Annotated in this window: 16 protein-coding genes; 1 reads left to right on the top strand and 15 read right to left on the bottom strand. The window is 40.6% G+C overall.

The genetic code is table 11. The features are described from left to right. Positions 1 to 13: 13 nt before the first annotated feature. Positions 14 to 1,171: a galactonate dehydratase gene (gene dgoD / locus D1013_RS06750; RefSeq protein ID WP_121848136.1), complete on the bottom strand. Its 1,158-nt coding sequence runs from the start codon at positions 1,169 to 1,171 to the stop codon at positions 14 to 16. Between the two features lie 144 nt (positions 1,172 to 1,315). Continuing rightward, positions 1,316 to 2,617 (bottom strand): 30S ribosomal protein S12 methylthiotransferase RimO, encoded by a 1,302-nt coding sequence (gene rimO, locus D1013_RS06745; RefSeq protein ID WP_121848135.1) that lies wholly within the window; start codon positions 2,615 to 2,617, stop codon positions 1,316 to 1,318. Between the two features lie 126 nt (positions 2,618 to 2,743). Here rimO and D1013_RS06740 point away from each other — a divergent pair, with 126 nt between their 5' ends. Next, positions 2,744 to 3,883: a serine hydrolase domain-containing protein gene (locus D1013_RS06740; protein ID WP_121848134.1), complete on the top strand. Its 1,140-nt coding sequence runs from the start codon at positions 2,744 to 2,746 to the stop codon at positions 3,881 to 3,883. Here the strand turns inward: D1013_RS06740 and ftsY are convergent, their stop codons facing one another. The 13 genes from ftsY to D1013_RS06675 all read right to left on the bottom strand — a co-directional run bounded on the left by ftsY (position 3,884) and on the right by D1013_RS06675 (position 17,140). Further along, positions 3,884 to 4,837 (bottom strand): signal recognition particle-docking protein FtsY, encoded by a 954-nt coding sequence (gene ftsY / locus D1013_RS06735; protein ID WP_121848133.1) that lies wholly within the window; start codon positions 4,835 to 4,837, stop codon positions 3,884 to 3,886. A gap of 140 nt (positions 4,838 to 4,977) precedes the next feature. Continuing rightward, positions 4,978 to 5,130 (bottom strand): DUF4295 domain-containing protein, encoded by a 153-nt coding sequence (locus tag D1013_RS06730; protein WP_121848132.1) that lies wholly within the window; start codon positions 5,128 to 5,130, stop codon positions 4,978 to 4,980. Between the two features lie 45 nt (positions 5,131 to 5,175). Next, positions 5,176 to 5,358 (bottom strand): 50S ribosomal protein L33, encoded by a 183-nt coding sequence (gene rpmG, locus D1013_RS06725; RefSeq protein ID WP_072995257.1) that lies wholly within the window; start codon positions 5,356 to 5,358, stop codon positions 5,176 to 5,178. An 11-nt stretch (positions 5,359 to 5,369) separates the two neighbouring features. Next, a complete protein-coding gene (gene rpmB / locus D1013_RS06720; protein ID WP_121848131.1) occupies positions 5,370 to 5,606 on the bottom strand; it encodes a 50S ribosomal protein L28 in 237 nt (78 codons plus the stop codon). 67 nt (positions 5,607 to 5,673) lie between these two features. Then, positions 5,674 to 6,933 carry a competence/damage-inducible protein A gene (locus tag D1013_RS06715; RefSeq protein WP_121848130.1) on the bottom strand — a complete coding sequence of 420 codons (1,260 nt, stop codon included), beginning with the start codon at positions 6,931 to 6,933 and terminating at the stop codon, positions 5,674 to 5,676. Positions 6,934 to 6,960: 27 nt separating this feature from the next. After that, complete coding sequence (locus D1013_RS06710; RefSeq protein ID WP_121848129.1) at positions 6,961 to 7,299, bottom strand: Hpt domain-containing protein; 339 nt, start codon at positions 7,297 to 7,299, stop codon at positions 6,961 to 6,963. Further along, positions 7,299 to 7,910, bottom strand: a complete 612-nt coding sequence (locus tag D1013_RS06705) for a fumarylacetoacetate hydrolase family protein (RefSeq protein WP_121848128.1) — start codon at positions 7,908 to 7,910, stop codon at positions 7,299 to 7,301. The genes D1013_RS06710 and D1013_RS06705 overlap by 1 nt, the downstream gene beginning before the upstream one ends. A 42-nt stretch (positions 7,911 to 7,952) precedes the next feature. Further along, the gene (locus D1013_RS06700) at positions 7,953 to 8,729 is read right to left on the bottom strand and encodes a 3'-5' exonuclease (protein WP_121848127.1); all 777 of its coding nucleotides are present in this window, start codon (positions 8,727 to 8,729) and stop codon (positions 7,953 to 7,955) included. A 71-nt stretch (positions 8,730 to 8,800) separates the two neighbouring features. Beyond that, complete coding sequence (locus tag D1013_RS06695; protein ID WP_121848126.1) at positions 8,801 to 10,072, bottom strand: DUF481 domain-containing protein; 1,272 nt, start codon at positions 10,070 to 10,072, stop codon at positions 8,801 to 8,803. A gap of 163 nt (positions 10,073 to 10,235) precedes the next feature. Beyond that, positions 10,236 to 11,597, bottom strand: a complete 1,362-nt coding sequence (locus D1013_RS06690; RefSeq protein WP_121848125.1) for a dihydrolipoamide acetyltransferase family protein — start codon at positions 11,595 to 11,597, stop codon at positions 10,236 to 10,238. A gap of 82 nt (positions 11,598 to 11,679) precedes the next feature. Next, positions 11,680 to 12,300: a recombination mediator RecR gene (gene recR / locus D1013_RS06685; RefSeq protein WP_121848124.1), complete on the bottom strand. Its 621-nt coding sequence runs from the start codon at positions 12,298 to 12,300 to the stop codon at positions 11,680 to 11,682. A gap of 137 nt (positions 12,301 to 12,437) precedes the next feature. Continuing rightward, the gene (locus D1013_RS06680; protein ID WP_192466557.1) at positions 12,438 to 13,970 is read right to left on the bottom strand and encodes a RagB/SusD family nutrient uptake outer membrane protein; all 1,533 of its coding nucleotides are present in this window, start codon (positions 13,968 to 13,970) and stop codon (positions 12,438 to 12,440) included. Positions 13,971 to 13,996: 26 nt separating this feature from the next. Continuing rightward, entirely contained in the window at positions 13,997 to 17,140 is a 3,144-nt protein-coding gene (locus D1013_RS06675; RefSeq protein ID WP_121848123.1) for a SusC/RagA family TonB-linked outer membrane protein, read from the bottom strand. Positions 17,141 to 17,351: the final 211 nt, after the last annotated feature.

The raw sequence follows: 17,351 nt of genomic DNA, 5'->3' as shown, positions 1-17,351 counted from the left end.
TTTGTTCACTTACCTACCACTCGGCAAAACTACCGTCGTAGTTACGCCATATTGGGTTTGACCAGTCATGGCCTATTTTTTGGGCCTCCTTTAATTTGTCTTCATTCATTTCAACCCCTAGACCTGGGCCCTTCAAAAGGTTTACATACCCATCTTTAAGCTCAAAAACTTCGGGATTGTTCATATAATCAAGCAAATCAAAGCCTTTGTTATAATGTATACCCAGACTACTTTCTTGAATAAATGCGTTGATTGAATTAAAATCAACATGAAGGCAAGACGCCAAGGCTATCGGACCTAAGGGGCAGTGTGGAGCCAAAGCCACATCGTATGCTTCGGCCATGGCAGCGATTCTTCTCACTTCGGAAATTCCGCCAGCATGGCTCAAGTCTGGCTGAATAATATCGACAGTACCCCGATGCAATAATTCTTTGAAATGCCAACGAGAAAACATGCGTTCGCCCGTCGCTATAGGAATGGAGGTATACGGATAAATTTGATCAAGCGCCTCATTGTTCTCACTCAGCACAGGCTCTTCTATGAACATAGGATAATAGGGAGCCAATTCATCGATAAGGCGTTTGACCATACCTTTATGAATTCTGCCATGAAAATCAAGCCCAATATCAAGCGTATCACCAAATTCTTCGCGTAGCAACCTGATATTCTCCGACACGATTTTGACCTTAGCCAGCGAATCGATCCAACCAAAAGCCCCGGTGGCATTCATCTTCACGGCCTGATAACCATCATTTACTTTCTGTCTAGCTTGTTCGAGAACCACCTGCGGGTCATCACCACCAATCCAACAGTACATTTTCATGCGTTGTCGAACGGCCCCTCCTAACAACTCATAGACGGGAACGTTCAAATGTTTTCCTTTAATATCCCAAAGTGCTTGGTCTATTCCTGAAAGGGCACTCATCAGAATAGGTCCGCCACGATAAAATCCTCCGGCATATAAAGTCTGCCAAATATCCTCTATGTCGTTCGCAGAACGCCCTATAATAAATTTTGAAAGTTCATGCACACATGCCTGTACGGTAGAGGCCTTCCCTTCAACAACGGGTTCGCCCCATCCGACAAGTCCACCTTTGGTGGTAATCTTTAGAAATAGCCATCTAGGCGGAACCTTGAAAAGTTCAACCTTTTCGATTTGAAGATCGGTCATTAAAATGTAGTAGTTCCAATGCAGCAAGGTTGAGAACTTTCTACATTGAGTTGGTCTCCCCTAAAGTAGTGAATAATTTTAAAGTGAAAATGGTCGGGATGATAATGACCAGTCTTACCCCAACTCTATTTTGAAGATATAGGCTTAAACGGGTTCACCGTAAAGGTCGAAATCGGCCGCTTCGAAAATACGTATTTCTGCGAACTCACCTTGTTTTAGATAATGTTTGGTGGCATCTATAAGCACCTCGTTATCAACATCAGGTGAATCAAATTCGGTTCTACCAATGAAATAATTACCCTCTTTACGGTCAATCATACATCGAAAGGTCTGACCTATTTTCTCTTGGTTTAGCTCCCAAGAAATTTGAGATTGAATCTCCATAATCTCGTTGGCACGCTGTTGTTTTATTTCTTCCGGCACATCATCCTCAAGTGAATAGGCATGCGTATTCTCTTCGTGACTGTATGTGAAACAACCTAAACGTTCAAAACGCATTTCTTTGACCCATTCTTTCAAGATTTCAAAATCCTCTTCGGTTTCCCCAGGGTAGCCTACAATCAAAGTAGTTCTAATTGTCATGTTCGGAACGGCTGCCCTAAACTCTTTCAACAATTTGGTCGTTTTCTCTTGGGTAGTGCCCCTTCTCATACTTTTGAGAATCGCATCGGAAATATGCTGTAGGGGAATATCTAAATAATTACAAACCTTCGGTTCGCGGTTCATGACATCCAAAACATCCATTGGAAAGCCCGTTGGAAAAGCATAATGAAGACGAATCCATTCAATACCTTCTACTTTTACCAATTGCTCCAACAATTCGGCCAAATTTCTTTTCTTATAAAGGTCGAGTCCGTAATAAGTTAAATCTTGAGCTATGAGAATAAGCTCTTGAACACCTTTAGCCGCCAACTTCTGGGCTTCTGTCACTAATTCTTCGATGGGTTTACTCTTATGCTTACCACGCATTAGAGGTATGGCACAAAAAGAACAAGGTCGATCGCAACCCTCGGCAATTTTAAGGTAAGCATAGTTCTTCGGTGTTGTCGTCAACCGCTCCCCTATCAATTCATGCTTGTAATCGGCCCCTAAAGCCTTTAAAAGATTAGGTAATTCACTAGTGCCGAAATACTCATCGACATGCGGTATCTCTTTTTGTAGGTCTGGCTTATAACGTTCGCTCAAGCAACCGGTAACGAACACTTTGTCGACCTCGCCCGCCTCTTTCTTCTGTACGTACTCAAGAATCGTATTGACACTTTCCTCTTTGGCATTGGCAATAAAACCGCAAGTATTGATAACGACCACATTGCCATCTTCCTCATGCACGACTTCTTTGTCATTGGCCTTCAATTGACCCATTAAGACCTCTGAGTCGTAAAGGTTCTTAGAGCAACCCAAGGTTACCACGTTGATACGATTCTTTTTAAGGGATTTTGTACGCATTTGTTTTAATTGGGATGCAAAAATACAACAAGACAATAGTAACGAGACATATTTAAGACGATTTATTGCTTTTTAGCGTTAAACCTATATAAAGTTTTGAAATCTAATTGTTTAAATTCCAGTGACATGAAATTTTCCAATCTCGTTTTAAGCTTGTTTTGTATTTCTGTGGCCATCTCGTGCAGTAGCGATGATCCACAGCCGAGTGAAAAGGAAATTGAGCAAGATACGGTTGAAAATCCGGAACCAGAGGAAAATCCGGAACCTGAAGAGGAAGCTCTGTATTTTCCTCCGACCGATTCAGATATTTGGGAAGAAACCACTTTCGAAGAGCAAAATTGGGATGAATCTCAAGTGCAGCCAATGATTACCTTTTTAGATGAAAAGGGAACAGATGCCTTTATCATTTTAAAAAATGGGAAAATAATAGCGGAATGGTATTTTGGGGGATTTACAATAGATTCAAAACATACCTGGAACTCTGCCGGTAAAACACTTACTTCAATGATGGTCGGTATTGCCCAAGAAGAAGGTTTTTTAAATTTGAATGATCCTACAACCGATTATTTGGGAGAGGGATGGACGTCAATGCCTTTGGAACAAGAACAACAGATTACCATCTGGAACCAATTAACGATGACAAGCGGACTTGATTATACCGACGATATATTTTGCTATGACCCCGAATGTCTCGACTACTTGAACGATGCGGGCGCTTTCTGGTACTATCACAATGCCCCTTATACCCTTCTCGACCAAGTGCTAAGCAGTGCCACCGAAATGGATTTTAAAGACTATTTCAAAACAAAGATCGGAGATTTGATCGGCATGAGCGGTCAGTGGGTGAAAGTTGGCTATAACAATCTTTTCTTCAGTAATGCAAGAAGCATGGCCCGTTACGGGCTTTTAGCCCTAAATGAAGGCACTTGGGAGAACACCCCGATTATCAGCGACAAAGACTACTTTTTTGATATGACGAACACCTCTCAAGAATTGAACCCATCATATGGTTACCTCTGGTGGTTAAACGGAAAAGAATCTGTTAGAATGCCCCGGTCTGAAGTTTCGTATCCTACCCCATTGATGGAGAACGCACCGGCCGATCTGATAGCTGGTCTAGGTGCCAACGATCAAAAATTATATGTAGTACCCAGCCAAAAGCTGGTCATAGTAAGACTTGGCGATGATGCTAGCGAAAGCAACTTGGGCCCTTCTAGTTTTGACGAACAATTGTGGGAAAAAATCAATGCCCTAATGGGCAACTGATTACCCAAAGAAAGAATCGACAAACTCGTATTTATTGAAAACCTGCAGGTCTTCAATGCCTTCACCCACCCCTATGTATTTGACAGGAATTTGAAATTGATCAGAAATACCGATGACTACGCCCCCTTTTGCGGTTCCGTCAAGTTTGGTTACCGCCAATGAGGTAACTTCAGTGGCTTTGGTGAACTGCTTAGCCTGTTCAAAAGCGTTCTGACCAGTTGAGCCATCTAAAACCAATAGCACATCATGTGGCGTATCTTCAACCACTTTTTGCATAACCCTTTTGACCTTGGTCAATTCGTTCATCAAGTTCACCTTATTATGCAGCCTCCCGGCCGTATCGATGATTACCACATCGGCATCTTGCTTTACCGCCGAACTTAAAGTATCAAAAGCCACGGAAGCAGGATCACTACCCATTTTTTGCTTTACAATGGGCACCTCTACCCTATCAGCCCAAACCTGAAGCTGGTCAATTGCAGCCGCCCGAAAAGTATCCGCAGCACCCAAAACCACTTTAAGGCCCTTCTTTTTGTATTGGTGTGCCAGTTTACCGATTGTTGTCGTTTTACCGACCCCGTTGACCCCTACCACCATAATCACATAGGGTTTCTTTCCTGAGGGAGTGGTAAACTCAACGTCTTCACCCACATGTGTCTCAGATAAAAGACCTGCAATCTCTTCCCTTAATATGGTATTAAGCTCTTCGGTACCCAAGTATTTATCTTTGGATACACGGGCCTCAATTCTATCAATAATCTTTAAAGTCGTATTGACCCCAACATCAGAAGTGACCAACACCTCTTCCAAATCATCCAATACATCATCATCTACCTTTGATTTACCGGCAACGGCCTTACTCAATTTAGAAAAGAATGTTGTTTTACTTTTCTCCAACCCTTTATCTAGGGTCTCTTTCTTCTTAGATGAGAAAATATTCTTGAATAAACTCATGATAACAAAATTGATGGCTGTAAATATAAGAAAGTAAGAGTCAAGTTCACAAAGGGTTTACCTTTGAAACAAACGTTCGTTTAGGGCAAAAAAAAACCTCCTTCTTTCGAAAGAGGCTTTAATGCTTTTATACGAGCGGATTATTTTTTATCTAACCACTCATTAACAAGTTCAGGAGCCATAACAGACTCTACGAATGTGTAAGCACCAGTTTTTGGTGACTTGACCATTTTAATGGCCTTGGTCAATCTTTTTGAACTTGTCTGTAAACTTGCTACCGTCTTCTTTGCCATGGCTAATAACTTTTATAGCGTTCTACTCAAATTGCAGAAACGTTCTTATTTGATTTCTTTATGAACCGTCATTCTCTTAAGAATGGGGTTGAATTTCTTAATCTCCATTCTTTCTGGAGTGTTCTTCTTGTTTTTGGTAGTGATGTACCTTGAAGTTCCTGGCATACCAGAATCTTTATGCTCGGTGCATTCCAAAATAACCTGAATTCTATTACCTTTCTTTGCCATCTTTATCTAGCTTATTTTACCAATCCTTGGGCTTTGGCGTCTTTCAATACAGCAGAAACGCCTTTTTTATTGATGATTTTCAATGCCTTCGCAGAAACCTTTAGGGTTACCCAACGGTCTTCTTCAGGAATGTAAAAACGTTTCTTTGAAAGGTTAACGTTGAACCTTCTTTTGGTCTTATTGATAGAGAAAGAAACATTGTTTCCAGACATCGCCCTCTTACCCGTAATTTCACAAACTTTTGACATTGCGCTGATTTTTCTTTAAACAGGGTGCAAATTTATATCATTTTTACGGGACACACAAAAGAATATTTCAGATTTTTAAAATTTCTTTCTGTAGCAGCTCAAATGCCTTATGTACGGTCTTTTGAACGATTCTTTCCCGATGGTTGCCCATATTGAATTTTTCGACAATTATATCGCTGGGAGTAGCTATGGCGATAAAGACAGTGCCTATATCCGCATCAGAATCTCCTTTCGTTGGTCCGGCATTACCCGTAGTGGCAATGGCGAAATGTGACTTCATCAAATGCTTTACATTTTCTGCCATTTGTTTTGCTACTTCGGCACTAACTACCGAATATTCATTGATTGTTTCCTGCTTCACCTTCAGCACTTCAATCTTCACCTCGGTGGCGTAACTGACCACAGTACCCTTGAAATAAGCCGACGCCCCTGGTACAGCGGTCAATTGCTCTGCAATTCGCCCACCTGTACAGCTCTCCGCGGTAGATAAGGTCATTCCTCGCTCAGCAAGCATTTTAGAAACTACATGTTCTAAAGACTCGTCATCTTCTACCCCATAAAGGATGTCTTTAATAAGACCGTTCAATTTTTGAACCTCGGAATCAACCGATTTTTGCAAAATCTCTCTATCGGACCCTTTCGCCGACAACCTTAGTCGAACTTTACCTAGACTTGGTAGGTAAGCCAAACGTATGTAGTGGGGCAAACTGTTCTCCCAAGATTCGAGACGATCGGCAATAGCACTTTCTCCCAAACCGTAAGTTACCAAGGTGCGGTGAATGATGTAAGGGCGTTCGAACTCCAGCGCTATCTTTGGCAGCACCTTATCAATCATTAGGTTCTTCATTTCAAAAGGAACCCCAGGTAACGAAACGAACACCACACCATCTTGCCGCATCCACATACCTGGCGCGGTACCATAAACATTTTGCAGCACCTCCGCTTTTGAGGGCACTAGTGCCTGTTTGCGGTTGATATCAGAAATAGGCGTATTGGTAATGTGCCTTTTGAAAAGATTTTCTACATTTTCAAGTACTTCGGCATTCTCAACCAGGGTATCGTTGAAAAACTCGCAAAAGGTTAATTTAGTGACATCATCTTTCGTGGGACCCAAGCCGCCGGTAACTATTACTATCGAAACTCTTTTTTTGGCATCTTCAAAAGCTTGTAGAATATGCTCACGGTCATCTTGAACCGAAGTTATTTGATAAACGGAAACACCTATTTTATTTAGCTCTTTTGAAATAAAAGCTGAATTGGTGTCAACGATTTGGCCAATCAATATTTCATCACCGATGGTGATGATCTCTGCCAATAATGAATTCATTAAAACCTAATTTTGAAAAACAGTGGATTAGAGGTCAAAATCTTTATGAAGTTCGGCAACCACTTGATGTATGTCTTTCTTGAGCATAGGAAACACCTTTCTTATCTCATCCATACTCGCGTTGTTCTTGCCTAGGGTCTCGACCTGCAGTGCTACCGCCCTGGTCTGCTCCATACCCAACAAATCTACGTTAGGTTTGATTTTGTGGGCCAATTTATAAACCCTCTCATGGTTTTGTTGGTCGAGTGCCGTTTCCAAATCTTCAAGATCTTGTGGAACTTCCTCTAAAAAAACCGAGATTACAGAATTGATAAAAGCTTCGTCGCCTTCTGCCATCTCATTTATCTTATCAAGATTGTAAATCATTATTTTACATTTATTCGGAAGAGTTCATGCCCTTCCAATATACCCGAAAGATAGTCATTTGCCTTTACTCTTCCAACACCGGCAGGTGTTCCGGTAAAAATGATATCTCCTTTTTTTAACATGAAAAATTTAGACACGTATGCTATAATTTCATCTATCTTCCATAGCATAAGACTGGTATTTCCTTTTTGAACTTCCTCTCCATTTTTGACCAAAGAAAACGATACGTTGTCGAGGTTGTCAAAATTTGACTTGTGTATCCATTTACCGATGACGGCGGCCCCATCGAAACCCTTCGCTTTTTCCCACGGCAGGCCTTTTTCCTTTAATTTCTGCTGCACATCCCTAGCCGTAAAATCTATACCCAACCCGATTTCATCATAATACTTATGCGAAAATTTTTCATCGATGTGCTTGCCTACCTTTTTTATTTTGATCAGTACCTCAACTTCGTGGTGCACATCGTTCGAAAACTCTGGTATGTAGAAATCTTGCTCATTAGGCAATACGGCAGAATCAGGCTTTATAAAAACAACAGGCTCATCTGGCCTTTCGTTTTGAAGTTCTTCAATATGCTCGGTATAGTTACGACCAATACAAATTAGCTTCATTGTTTATAAGATTGAAAAATTAAAGGCCCTTTGTTTTGGCACCTAACCCAATTTGTTGTTCAACTGGCTTAACTTAATCTGTGTAAGTACCTTTTTGGTATACAGCGGAAAATCGGCATTTAAAATCCACCCAAAATAACCAGGTTCTTTCTCTAGAACTTCGAGCACCTTTTTACCCTTGTGCTTGCCGAAAGAGAATGTTTCGTCACCATCTTCATCATAGCCCAAAAAGCCAGCGAAATCGGCAAACTGGCGATGTGTTGAAAACTCGGCCAACTTCTTTACATTGTTCTCAAGTTCTGAATATCTATCCAATTGAGCCAAAAGAACCTCATAGGTAGCGTGGGTATCTGCCTCGGCACTGTGGGCATCGGTTAGTTCTTTTTCACAATAAAACTTATAAGCGGCACCTAAAGTTCGTTTTTCCATTTTATGAAAAATGGTCTGCACATCAATAGAAACCATGCGCTTCATATCAAAATCGACATCGGCCCGAAGCATTTCTTCGGCCAGAAGAGGAATATCGAACCTATCTGAATTAAAACCGCCCAAATCACAATCTTTGATCATTTTATAGACTTCTTTGGAAAGCTCTTTAAAAGTAGGTTCGCCAGCTACTTTTTCATTTGAAATACCGTGAATGGCCACCACCTCATCAGGAATTTCAACCTCAGGATTCACCAACCAAGTTTTACTCTCTTTGTTGCCGTTGGGAAATACTTTTAATATGGAAATCTCTACAATACGATCTTTGGCCACATTTGTACCAGTAGTTTCCAAATCAAAGAAACAAATAGGTCTTGTTAAGTTAAGTTGCATCTGCTTTAAGATTTGTTGCAAAGATATGTTTTACCCTTTACTAGAAAAACCAAACCGCTCTCCATCTCAAACTATAATCGGGTATTGATTACATTATTGAACGCCGAACCAAAGGTATAACTCAGGCCTACACTAAAACCCAGTTCATAGTCGGTAGCAATTTGCTTTTGCTGCAATAGTACATCTTCAATAGAAGCATCGCCCCCCGGTAAATTGATCTGGTCTCTAATTATTTCATAGCGACTGGCAAACCGAACAGCCAACCCCTTTACCAATCTTACGTTGACATTACTATTGAGCTGTAACCTATTTTTGGTAAAATCACTAAGAAAAGAAGAGCCCCTAATGTGCGCATATATATTGCCCCACTGCTGTCGATAGCGTACTTGCATATCTAAAGAATGGTCATAGATGCCCTCGGTCAATTTATTGAAAATTGTAGTTTCGATGTAGTCGTTATGAAAATACCCGATTTTGTAGGCAAAGACGATTTCTCGCCTTAAGACTTCTTTATATGGATAAATATTATACTCAATGGCCGGTTGCACATAATACCTGAAATCGAGATTGGTAAAGGTATCATGGCGCAAGCCAGAAAAAATACCTGTTGACCAATGGTCGGAAATACTTCTCACAATACTACCATCGGCATTGTAACGAAACCGCTCACTAGTATAAAGAACCCCATCAGTCTCATATTCGCTGTTCGATTGAAATAGGCCCACATCGGTTCGAATTCTCCAATTATCGGTTACATGGTCACTTTGAAAACCCAATCGGTACTTGAAATCTTTTCTACTAGATTCTTTTCCGAGATCTGCCGAACCGAAAACTTCGAATATCCAGTTATTCCAAGGGTCGGTAAAGTCAATTTCTTGCACCTCGGCCATACCACTTTGATTGACGGTATAGGTAACATCTTCGGCCAAACCAGATGCGAGAACATAGGGCAATAACCCGGACTGTACTTTTTTAAGCATCCCCTTTCTAATCTCATCAGAGGTCATATTGGTAGAAGTATCATAAGTCAGCTTACTCGCAATAGCCTCATAATCGCCTAGACCTTTAAATTCTAAATTAAAGGTTCTCCCGCCACTACCATTGGCAATGTCGAAAATAAAAAGGGTTATATTGGCCTGTGCCTGATCACGAACGTGACCGACATACTTGATTTCTTGCCTTAGAAAGTTTTTATCGCAATTGCAGTTGATATACAAGCGCATAGGCGCTTTTTTCTCATCCTCAGTTTCTTGTGAAGCAGCAATAGTAGCGCTTAAAATGAGAACAAAATAGAACAGTCTTTCGAGGAAAACCTCGAAAATGGAGTTTGGTCTTTTTGGCATTTTTGGTCGGTAAGCGACAAATTTAACACCAAAATGACAAAGATTTTGTTAGCAATAAGTTAATCGAAGATTTCTAACAAAAACCCTTAATCGATCTACAAAATGAAATTATTTAAGTAATAATTTTGCAAATTGACAAAATAACAAGCTTATATAGCGTTTTTCACACTTCCCTATCAACATCCCAGGCTTCAAGATAGTCAGCAACCGCTTTGACGAACATACTACCCAAAGCACCATTGACCACCCTATGATCATAGCTATGAGAAAGATACATTTTACTGCGAATACCAATAAAATCTCCATCAGCTGTTTCAATTACCGATGGCATTTTGCGAATAGCGCCCAATGCCAAAATACCTACTTGTGGTTGGTTGATTATGGGCGTTCCGAAAACGCTACCGAAGGTTCCTACGTTCGTTACGGTATAGGTACCATCTTGCACCTCATCGGGTTTCAACTTATTCTCCCTTGCCCTATGAGCCAAATCATTGACCACCCGGGCCATGCCTACCATATTCAATTGGTCAGCATTCTTTATAACCGGCACAATCAAGTTACCATCCGGTAGAGCAGCGGCCATACCGATATTAATATTCTTTTTCTTGATTACCTTGTCGCCATCTACCGAAATATTCATCATCGGATATTTCTTCAAAGCTTTGGCAACCGCCTCCATAAAGATGGGAGTAAAAGTCAATTTTTCACCCTCTCTTTTTTCAAAAGCATCTTTAACCGAATTCCTCCAATTAACGACATTAGTAACATCGACCTCTATAAAACTTTGCACGTGCGCAGAGGTCGCAACACTTTCTGACATGTGCTTGGCGATCAGCTTACCCATTCGGGTCATTTCAATTACCTCACCATTAACATTACTAGCTTGAGCTTCTTCAGGCACTTTTACCTCTTGGGGTTTGTCTACCACTTTTTCAACAGATACGGATGGCTGCTCGCGTTGAGGCTGACTCTCGACAGCACTACCATTTGAGCTCTGTTGCCCATTTTCTACGTAGGCCAAAATATCATTCTTGGTAACCCTACCTTCTTTACCAGTACCTGCAATGGAATCTAACTGCTCAATAGTTATACCTTCTTGCTTCGCAATATTTCGAACCAAAGGAGAGTAAAATCTTTCAGAACTATCGAAAGAAGTCTTTTGAGTTGCTGTTGAAGCCACCGTTTTTCTAGCGGTTTCGACGCTCTCAGAAACGGCCAATACCGCTTCTTGGTTCTCTTTTTCAACATCATGTGAGGCAGGCACCTGATTCTCTTCGACCTCACCTTCCGTTTCAATAATCGCCACTGTTTGACCTACTTTGACAACATCATCAACCTCGAATAGTTTTTCCACAAGCTTACCCTCTACTTCACTGGGCACTTCTGAATCTACCTTATCAGTAGCTATCTCAAAAATTGGCTCATCCAGTTCAATAGTGTCCCCGACATCCTTAAGCCATGCCGTTAAGGTCGCTTCGGCAACACTCTCACCCATTCGAGGCAATTTCAGTTCAAACTTTGACATATTCTTATTTTAAACTTCGATAATCCATTTTCGCTGCAAAAATACCAAAAAATAGAACCGAAAATTATACTTATCCTATTCTTTAGTTAGCCTTTAACGAGTTCTCGAAAGGTATTCTATTAACAATACTTCGTCCTAAGGTCACCTCATCAGCGTATTCCAACTCATCTCCCACTGCAATTCCCCTAGCTATGGTAGAGGTTCTAACTTGTAAACCCTCTAGTTGCTTATAGATATAAAAATTCGTTGTATCACCTTCCATCGTAGAACTCAGAGCAAAAATAAGTTCTTTAACCTCACCCAACTTCACTTTCTTCACCAATGAATTAATATTTAAATCTTGAGGACCCACACCTTCCATAGGTGAAATTTTTCCACCTAAAACATGGTAAAGCCCGTTGTACTGGCTGGTGTTCTCAATGGCCATTACATCTCTAATATCTTCAACAACGCATACCAATGATTTGTCTCTTCGCGGACTAGCACAAATTTCGCAAGTAGCCGTATCGGAAATGTTGTGGCAGTTACTACAAAATTTAATATCATTTCTTAAAACTTGAAGTGCATTGGTCAATTTGCTGGTCTGTTCATTAGGCCTCTTTAAAAGGTGCAATACCAAACGTAAGGCGGTTCGTTTGCCGATACCTGGTAATTGCGACATTTCGTAAACAGCATTTTCAAGTAATTTGGAAGAAAAATCCATATTTAAATATTACTGAACAAAATTACAATTTTAAAAGAGTTATTCAGGTAGCACTTTTGTTGCCTTTCAATTAGGGGGCATAAAATAAAATAGGCGGGTAAAGGACCCGCCTATTTGAAATTAAAATTCTTTAATTCTTAATAACCTTGATTTTGCGTAAGGTTCGGGCTATTGATAATTTCCTGCTCGGGAAGTGGAAACAAATAGTGCTTTTCTTGAAGCGCCTGATCTGAATTCAAATTGACATGACCTATAAAATCATCGAATTGACCGTTCGTGCTGTTATACACCTTTCTCAATCTCACCATGTCGAACCAAAGCTTCATTTCGAAGCATAGTTCATGCCAACGCTCTGTCCATACCGCCTCGCGGAAAGTTTGCTGGTTGAAGCTACCTAAGTCACCAGTAGTCAACTGAGCGCGATCTCTAATAGCCGTTAAAGCATCTAGAGCGTCTTGGGTAGGCCCACCTACTTCATTGGCAGCTTCAGCATAAATTAACAGAACCTCTGCGTACCTGAATATCGGCACATTTAAATTATCTTTTGCCGTACCCTCAACACCTTCGGTACCATTGGCTATAACATTAAAATGTTTGAAGATATAGGGTTTGCCAAGCTCAAAAAGCTCACCACTACCATTAGTATAATAACTCGTATAGAACCAACCGTCACGATTTTGCTTTCTTAGATCACCGTCATCAAAAGAATTGTAAAAATCTATTTGTGGAATGGTACTACCCGTACCTGATGGCCCTCTGTATGTCACGGGTTGAAAATTAGGAAACATATTGCCCATTGGGTTATCACCTATCAAGTTGTTATACTGAAGGCTAAAAATATGTTCGCCCATATTATTGAGTGTTTCGTCATGAACTTCACCATAAGTGTCGAATAAACGAAGTGGACCTGGATTATCGATTATTTCTTTAGCCTTTGAAGCAGCATCAGCGTATCTGGCCGTTTCGTTCAGAGGAAAACCCGCCATCGTTAAATAAACCTTCGCCAAAAGGGTTTTAACTGCAGATTGTGAAACCCTACCCGATTCATCCGTCCAAGGAAGGCCAGCATTCTCAGCTTCCAATAAATCGTTCACAATCAGTGAATAAACCTCTGACTGTGGTGCCCTTGAAGGAAAGAAATCTTCAGAAGTAGCGCTCTGGGGAGTCGTAATCAAAGGAACATCGCCCCAAAGACGAACAGCATAAAAATAGGCCCATGCACGCAAAAACTTGGCCTCGCCCAAAATTTGATTCTTTTGTCCTTCATCCATATCGATTCCCGGCACATTTTCCAACACTAAATTGGCATTTGCTATCACCTTATAAACACCTCTCCACCAGTTTCTAATGTGTAACGTGTTATCATCGAACGATAGAGAATAAAGGTTGTTCAAATCAGAATTTTGTGCTGTTTCTGTAGTGGTCGTTCCTGTCGGAGCCAACAAAAATTGCCAGTTAGAAGAGAATATACCAGCACCATCACCAACAAATCGAGCATCTGCATAAACCGCTGCTATCGCCGACTCAGCATGGGTGGCAGTTGTATAAAAACTTTCAGGCTGCAAATTCGAGGGGTCTTGCTCGTCTAAAAAATCGGAGCAGCCAAACACCCCAAGTACCAAGGCTAGCCCTAGCACTTTACTAATTGTATATCTAATATTTAATTTCATGATACTTTTTCTTTTTTAGTTACTTTTTATATACCCACTTGAAGACCTAAAACAAAAGTCGTAGACCTTGGGTATTCGTGCCATTTCATTCCTTGAGAAAAAACGTTGCTTCCGGCATTACCTCTAATTGGGGTAATTTCAGGATCACCTATCAATTCGTCATCTACCCACAAAAAGAAATTCTGGGTAGAACCATATATTCTTAATTTGTTCAAGTGTAATTTATCAAGTAATTGTGGTTGGAACGAGTAGCCTAGAATAAGGTTTCTACCTCTTAAAAAAGAGCCATCTTTGATCCAATGCGAATCAACATTGGTTACATACCCCGCTCTTGTATCACGAACTTGGGCAATCATGGTGTTCTGGTTATCGGGCGTCCATGCATTAAGCACAGTTCTATAACTATTGGCCAATGCCTGTCTGTCTTCACTTGAGTGAAGGTTCATGTCCATCACATCGTTACCCCAAGAATATTGAAGATCGATGGTAAGATCAATTCCTTTATAAGTAAAATTATTGATGAAACTTCCTGATGCTGTCGGGTAGCCATTTCCTATGATTGTTCTGTCTTCATCATTAATAATCTTATCACCGTTAAAGTCTTTATACTTGATATCACCAGGCAATAGGGTAAGTCCGTTTCTATAGCTTACGAAGCTTGCGGCTTCTTCGGCTTCGTCGGTTCCCCAAACGCCCAATCTGGTCAACCCCCAAAATGCTCCAACAGGTTCACCGATACGGATAACGTTTGTGGGATTGGTAATTCCAGGACCACCAACTCCAAAAATATCGGAAGGAGTAGCCAGTGATAACACCTTATTACGGTTCATTGTGATATTGAAATTGGTCGTCCAATTAAAATCTTCCAGTGCTACGTTGACCGTATTAAGGGAAATTTCAAGACCCTTATTTTCCATGGAACCAATATTTCTCTTAATAGTTGTATAACCTGTTGTATGCGGCACCGGTGCATCTAACAACATATCAGTTGTTTTTCTATAGTACACATCGGTTTCAAGGCTAATACGATTATTAAAAAGGCCAATTTCTAAACCAACATCATATTGAGCAGTCTTTTCCCATTTCAGGTCGGGGTTTTCTAATCGGTTAAGGCCGGTACCCCCTACTAGATTGCCTCCCCAAATAGTTTGATAATTTGAACCAAGCAACGATAATGATGTATAAGGGTCAATCTCTGAGTTACCGGTCAAACCGTAACTTGTTCTCAATTTCAGATTGGAAATGGTCTCACTGTCCTTCAAGAAATTCTCGTCAGAAATTCTCCATGCCAATGCCGCGGAAGGAAAGAATGAAAACTTATTATTGTCTCCAAACTTAGAAGACCCATCGGCTCTTCCCGTTAGCGTAAACAAATATTTGCCATATAGGTTGTAATTCAATCTTCCAAAATATGAGTTCAACGCTTCTCTTTGAGAATTTGAGCCTACTCTTATATTATTTGAACCAGCTCCTAAATTGTTGTACTCAAAATAATCGGTTGGAAAATTATTGGCCTCCGAACTAAAGAAGAAAGAATTGCTCTGTTGCCATGACAATCCCAAGAGAGCCGTTAAAGAGTTATTCTCATTAAACTGCTTGTTATAGGTAAGATAGTTCTCAACCGACCAAAAAATTTCTTTATTGCTACTTGAAGAGGCATAAGCTTGGCTGTTTCCGGCCAGAGTAGCATCACGAAATTCTGGGTTCTCTTGAGTAATCACGTTAGCCCCAAGTACAGTTCTCATTTCCAACTCATCTGTAAAAGTTATGTTGGAATACGCACTACCAGAGGCTGTTTGTGTATTCAAAATATATTGTTGCCCATCGAGTCTGTGCACAGAACTAAAGGTTCCTTCCGCGAAAGGGTAGTCTCTGTTATCAGCAAAAATTCCTTCCCTTGGGTGACCGGCTGGATACCTTACCGGAAGAAAAGGAAAATCTTCCACCATTCTTCTTGGTACTTCATCATTGGTATCTGCCAGATTTTCTGTTTGATAGTTATAGCTAAGTGTACCACCTATTTTTACCCAATCTTTAATCTGATCGTCGATTGAAAATCTTCCTGAATAGCGCTTTAAATACGTATTTTTCAGAAGCCCCTGTTCATCGTTAATACCCAATGAAAGAGCATAAGTGGTTCTTTCATTACCACCTGAAAAACCTAATTGGTGGTTTTGAGAAAGTCGATGTTGTTGCACCTCTTTTGACCAATCTGTGTCGTATAAGGGGTTGCCATTACTATCGAATAAAGAAGCCATTAATGGATCGGCCCTTTTTAGGCGTGGCTCATATTGTGCATAGTTACCGGCGGCCCAACCTTCAGGGTCGAACTTGGCAGAATTCTCCCATGACAATTGCTCTATCATCATGTACTCTTCAGCATTAAGCACTTCGGCTTTATTGGGCCCGAACTCCTTAACGTTGTATTCAACATTATAGGTGATTTGACCTTGACCGGCCCTACCCCTTTTGGTAGTTACAAGAATAACACCGTTGGCACCTCTGGCACCATAGATGGCGGTTGAGGACGCATCTTTTAAAACTTCTATTGACACCACATCATTCGGGTTCAAGAAGTCAATGGCAGAGCTATATTGATCTAGGTTTCCTTGAGGCAATTGAACCCCATCAACAACATATAGCGGGTTATTGGAAGAGTTTATAGAGCTAAAACCCCTAATTCTTACATTGGTCTTACCCCCAGGGCGACCTGAGTTGGTGTTGACCTGCACCCCCGCTATTCTACCAGCTAATGACTGGTTTAATGATTGTACAGGTCTTTCTTGTAGCTCTTCAGAATCTACTTGCCCCACGGCACCTGTTAAATCAGATTTTCTTTGGCTACCGTAACCAATCAATACTACTTCTTCTAGTTCGGCCGCATCCTGTTGTAGTACTACATCGATTTCGGATCGATTGTTTACTTGAATCTCAGCCGATTCATATCCGATATAACTGAACACCAATGTAGCGCCGCCATCTACATCAATTGAGTAGTTTCCATCAAAATCGGTTTGTGTTCCGTTGGTAGTTCCTTTCACTACAACGTTTGCGCCCGCTAACGGACCGGTATCGTCCGAAACGTTTCCATTCACTGTTTGAGCCTGTCCAATACCAAAACACAATAGTGCTCCGATAAATAGAAGGCCTTTTGATAATGTTCCCATCATAATTTAAGTTTCTTTAAGTTTAGTTAACAGATTTTAACAGGTGAAAGTAAGGTATATGTTCAATCTGAATTGTGGGACAACCGTTAAATAATCGTTAAAATGATATGAATTACCGATAAAATGTAAGGTGAGCTTAAAATGTTGATATTCTTAAAAATATACCTCTTCAATTATCTATATGCCACTGTAACTGATAATTTTGCACCTTAAG

Source organism: Euzebyella marina, assembly GCF_003687485.1.
In the GTDB taxonomy this organism is placed as follows: Bacteria; Bacteroidota; Bacteroidia; order Flavobacteriales; family Flavobacteriaceae; genus Euzebyella; species Euzebyella marina.
The sequence above is the reverse complement of the archived record's forward strand: the minus strand, read 5'-3'. Positions and strand labels throughout refer to the sequence as shown.

Coding starts and splice junctions, on each gene's coding strand:
- dgoD (WP_121848136.1), bottom strand. CDS start 1,171: ATGACCGATCTTCAAATCGAAAAGGTTGAACTTTTCAAGGTTCCGCCT.
- rimO (WP_121848135.1), bottom strand. CDS start 2,617: ATGCGTACAAAATCCCTTAAAAAGAATCGTATCAACGTGGTAACCTTG.
- D1013_RS06740 (WP_121848134.1), top strand. CDS start 2,744: ATGAAATTTTCCAATCTCGTTTTAAGCTTGTTTTGTATTTCTGTGGCC.
- ftsY (WP_121848133.1), bottom strand. CDS start 4,837: ATGAGTTTATTCAAGAATATTTTCTCATCTAAGAAGAAAGAGACCCTA.
- D1013_RS06730 (WP_121848132.1), bottom strand. CDS start 5,130: ATGGCAAAGAAGACGGTAGCAAGTTTACAGACAAGTTCAAAAAGATTG.
- rpmG (WP_072995257.1), bottom strand. CDS start 5,358: ATGGCAAAGAAAGGTAATAGAATTCAGGTTATTTTGGAATGCACCGAG.
- rpmB (WP_121848131.1), bottom strand. CDS start 5,606: ATGTCAAAAGTTTGTGAAATTACGGGTAAGAGGGCGATGTCTGGAAAC.
- D1013_RS06715 (WP_121848130.1), bottom strand. CDS start 6,933: ATGAATTCATTATTGGCAGAGATCATCACCATCGGTGATGAAATATTG.
- D1013_RS06710 (WP_121848129.1), bottom strand. CDS start 7,299: ATGATTTACAATCTTGATAAGATAAATGAGATGGCAGAAGGCGACGAA.
- D1013_RS06705 (WP_121848128.1), bottom strand. CDS start 7,910: ATGAAGCTAATTTGTATTGGTCGTAACTATACCGAGCATATTGAAGAA.
- D1013_RS06700 (WP_121848127.1), bottom strand. CDS start 8,729: ATGCAACTTAACTTAACAAGACCTATTTGTTTCTTTGATTTGGAAACT.
- D1013_RS06695 (WP_121848126.1), bottom strand. CDS start 10,072: ATGCCAAAAAGACCAAACTCCATTTTCGAGGTTTTCCTCGAAAGACTG.
- D1013_RS06690 (WP_121848125.1), bottom strand. CDS start 11,597: ATGTCAAAGTTTGAACTGAAATTGCCTCGAATGGGTGAGAGTGTTGCC.
- recR (WP_121848124.1), bottom strand. CDS start 12,300: ATGGATTTTTCTTCCAAATTACTTGAAAATGCTGTTTACGAAATGTCG.
- D1013_RS06680 (WP_192466557.1), bottom strand. CDS start 13,970: ATGAAATTAAATATTAGATATACAATTAGTAAAGTGCTAGGGCTAGCC.
- D1013_RS06675 (WP_121848123.1), bottom strand. CDS start 17,140: ATGATGGGAACATTATCAAAAGGCCTTCTATTTATCGGAGCACTATTG.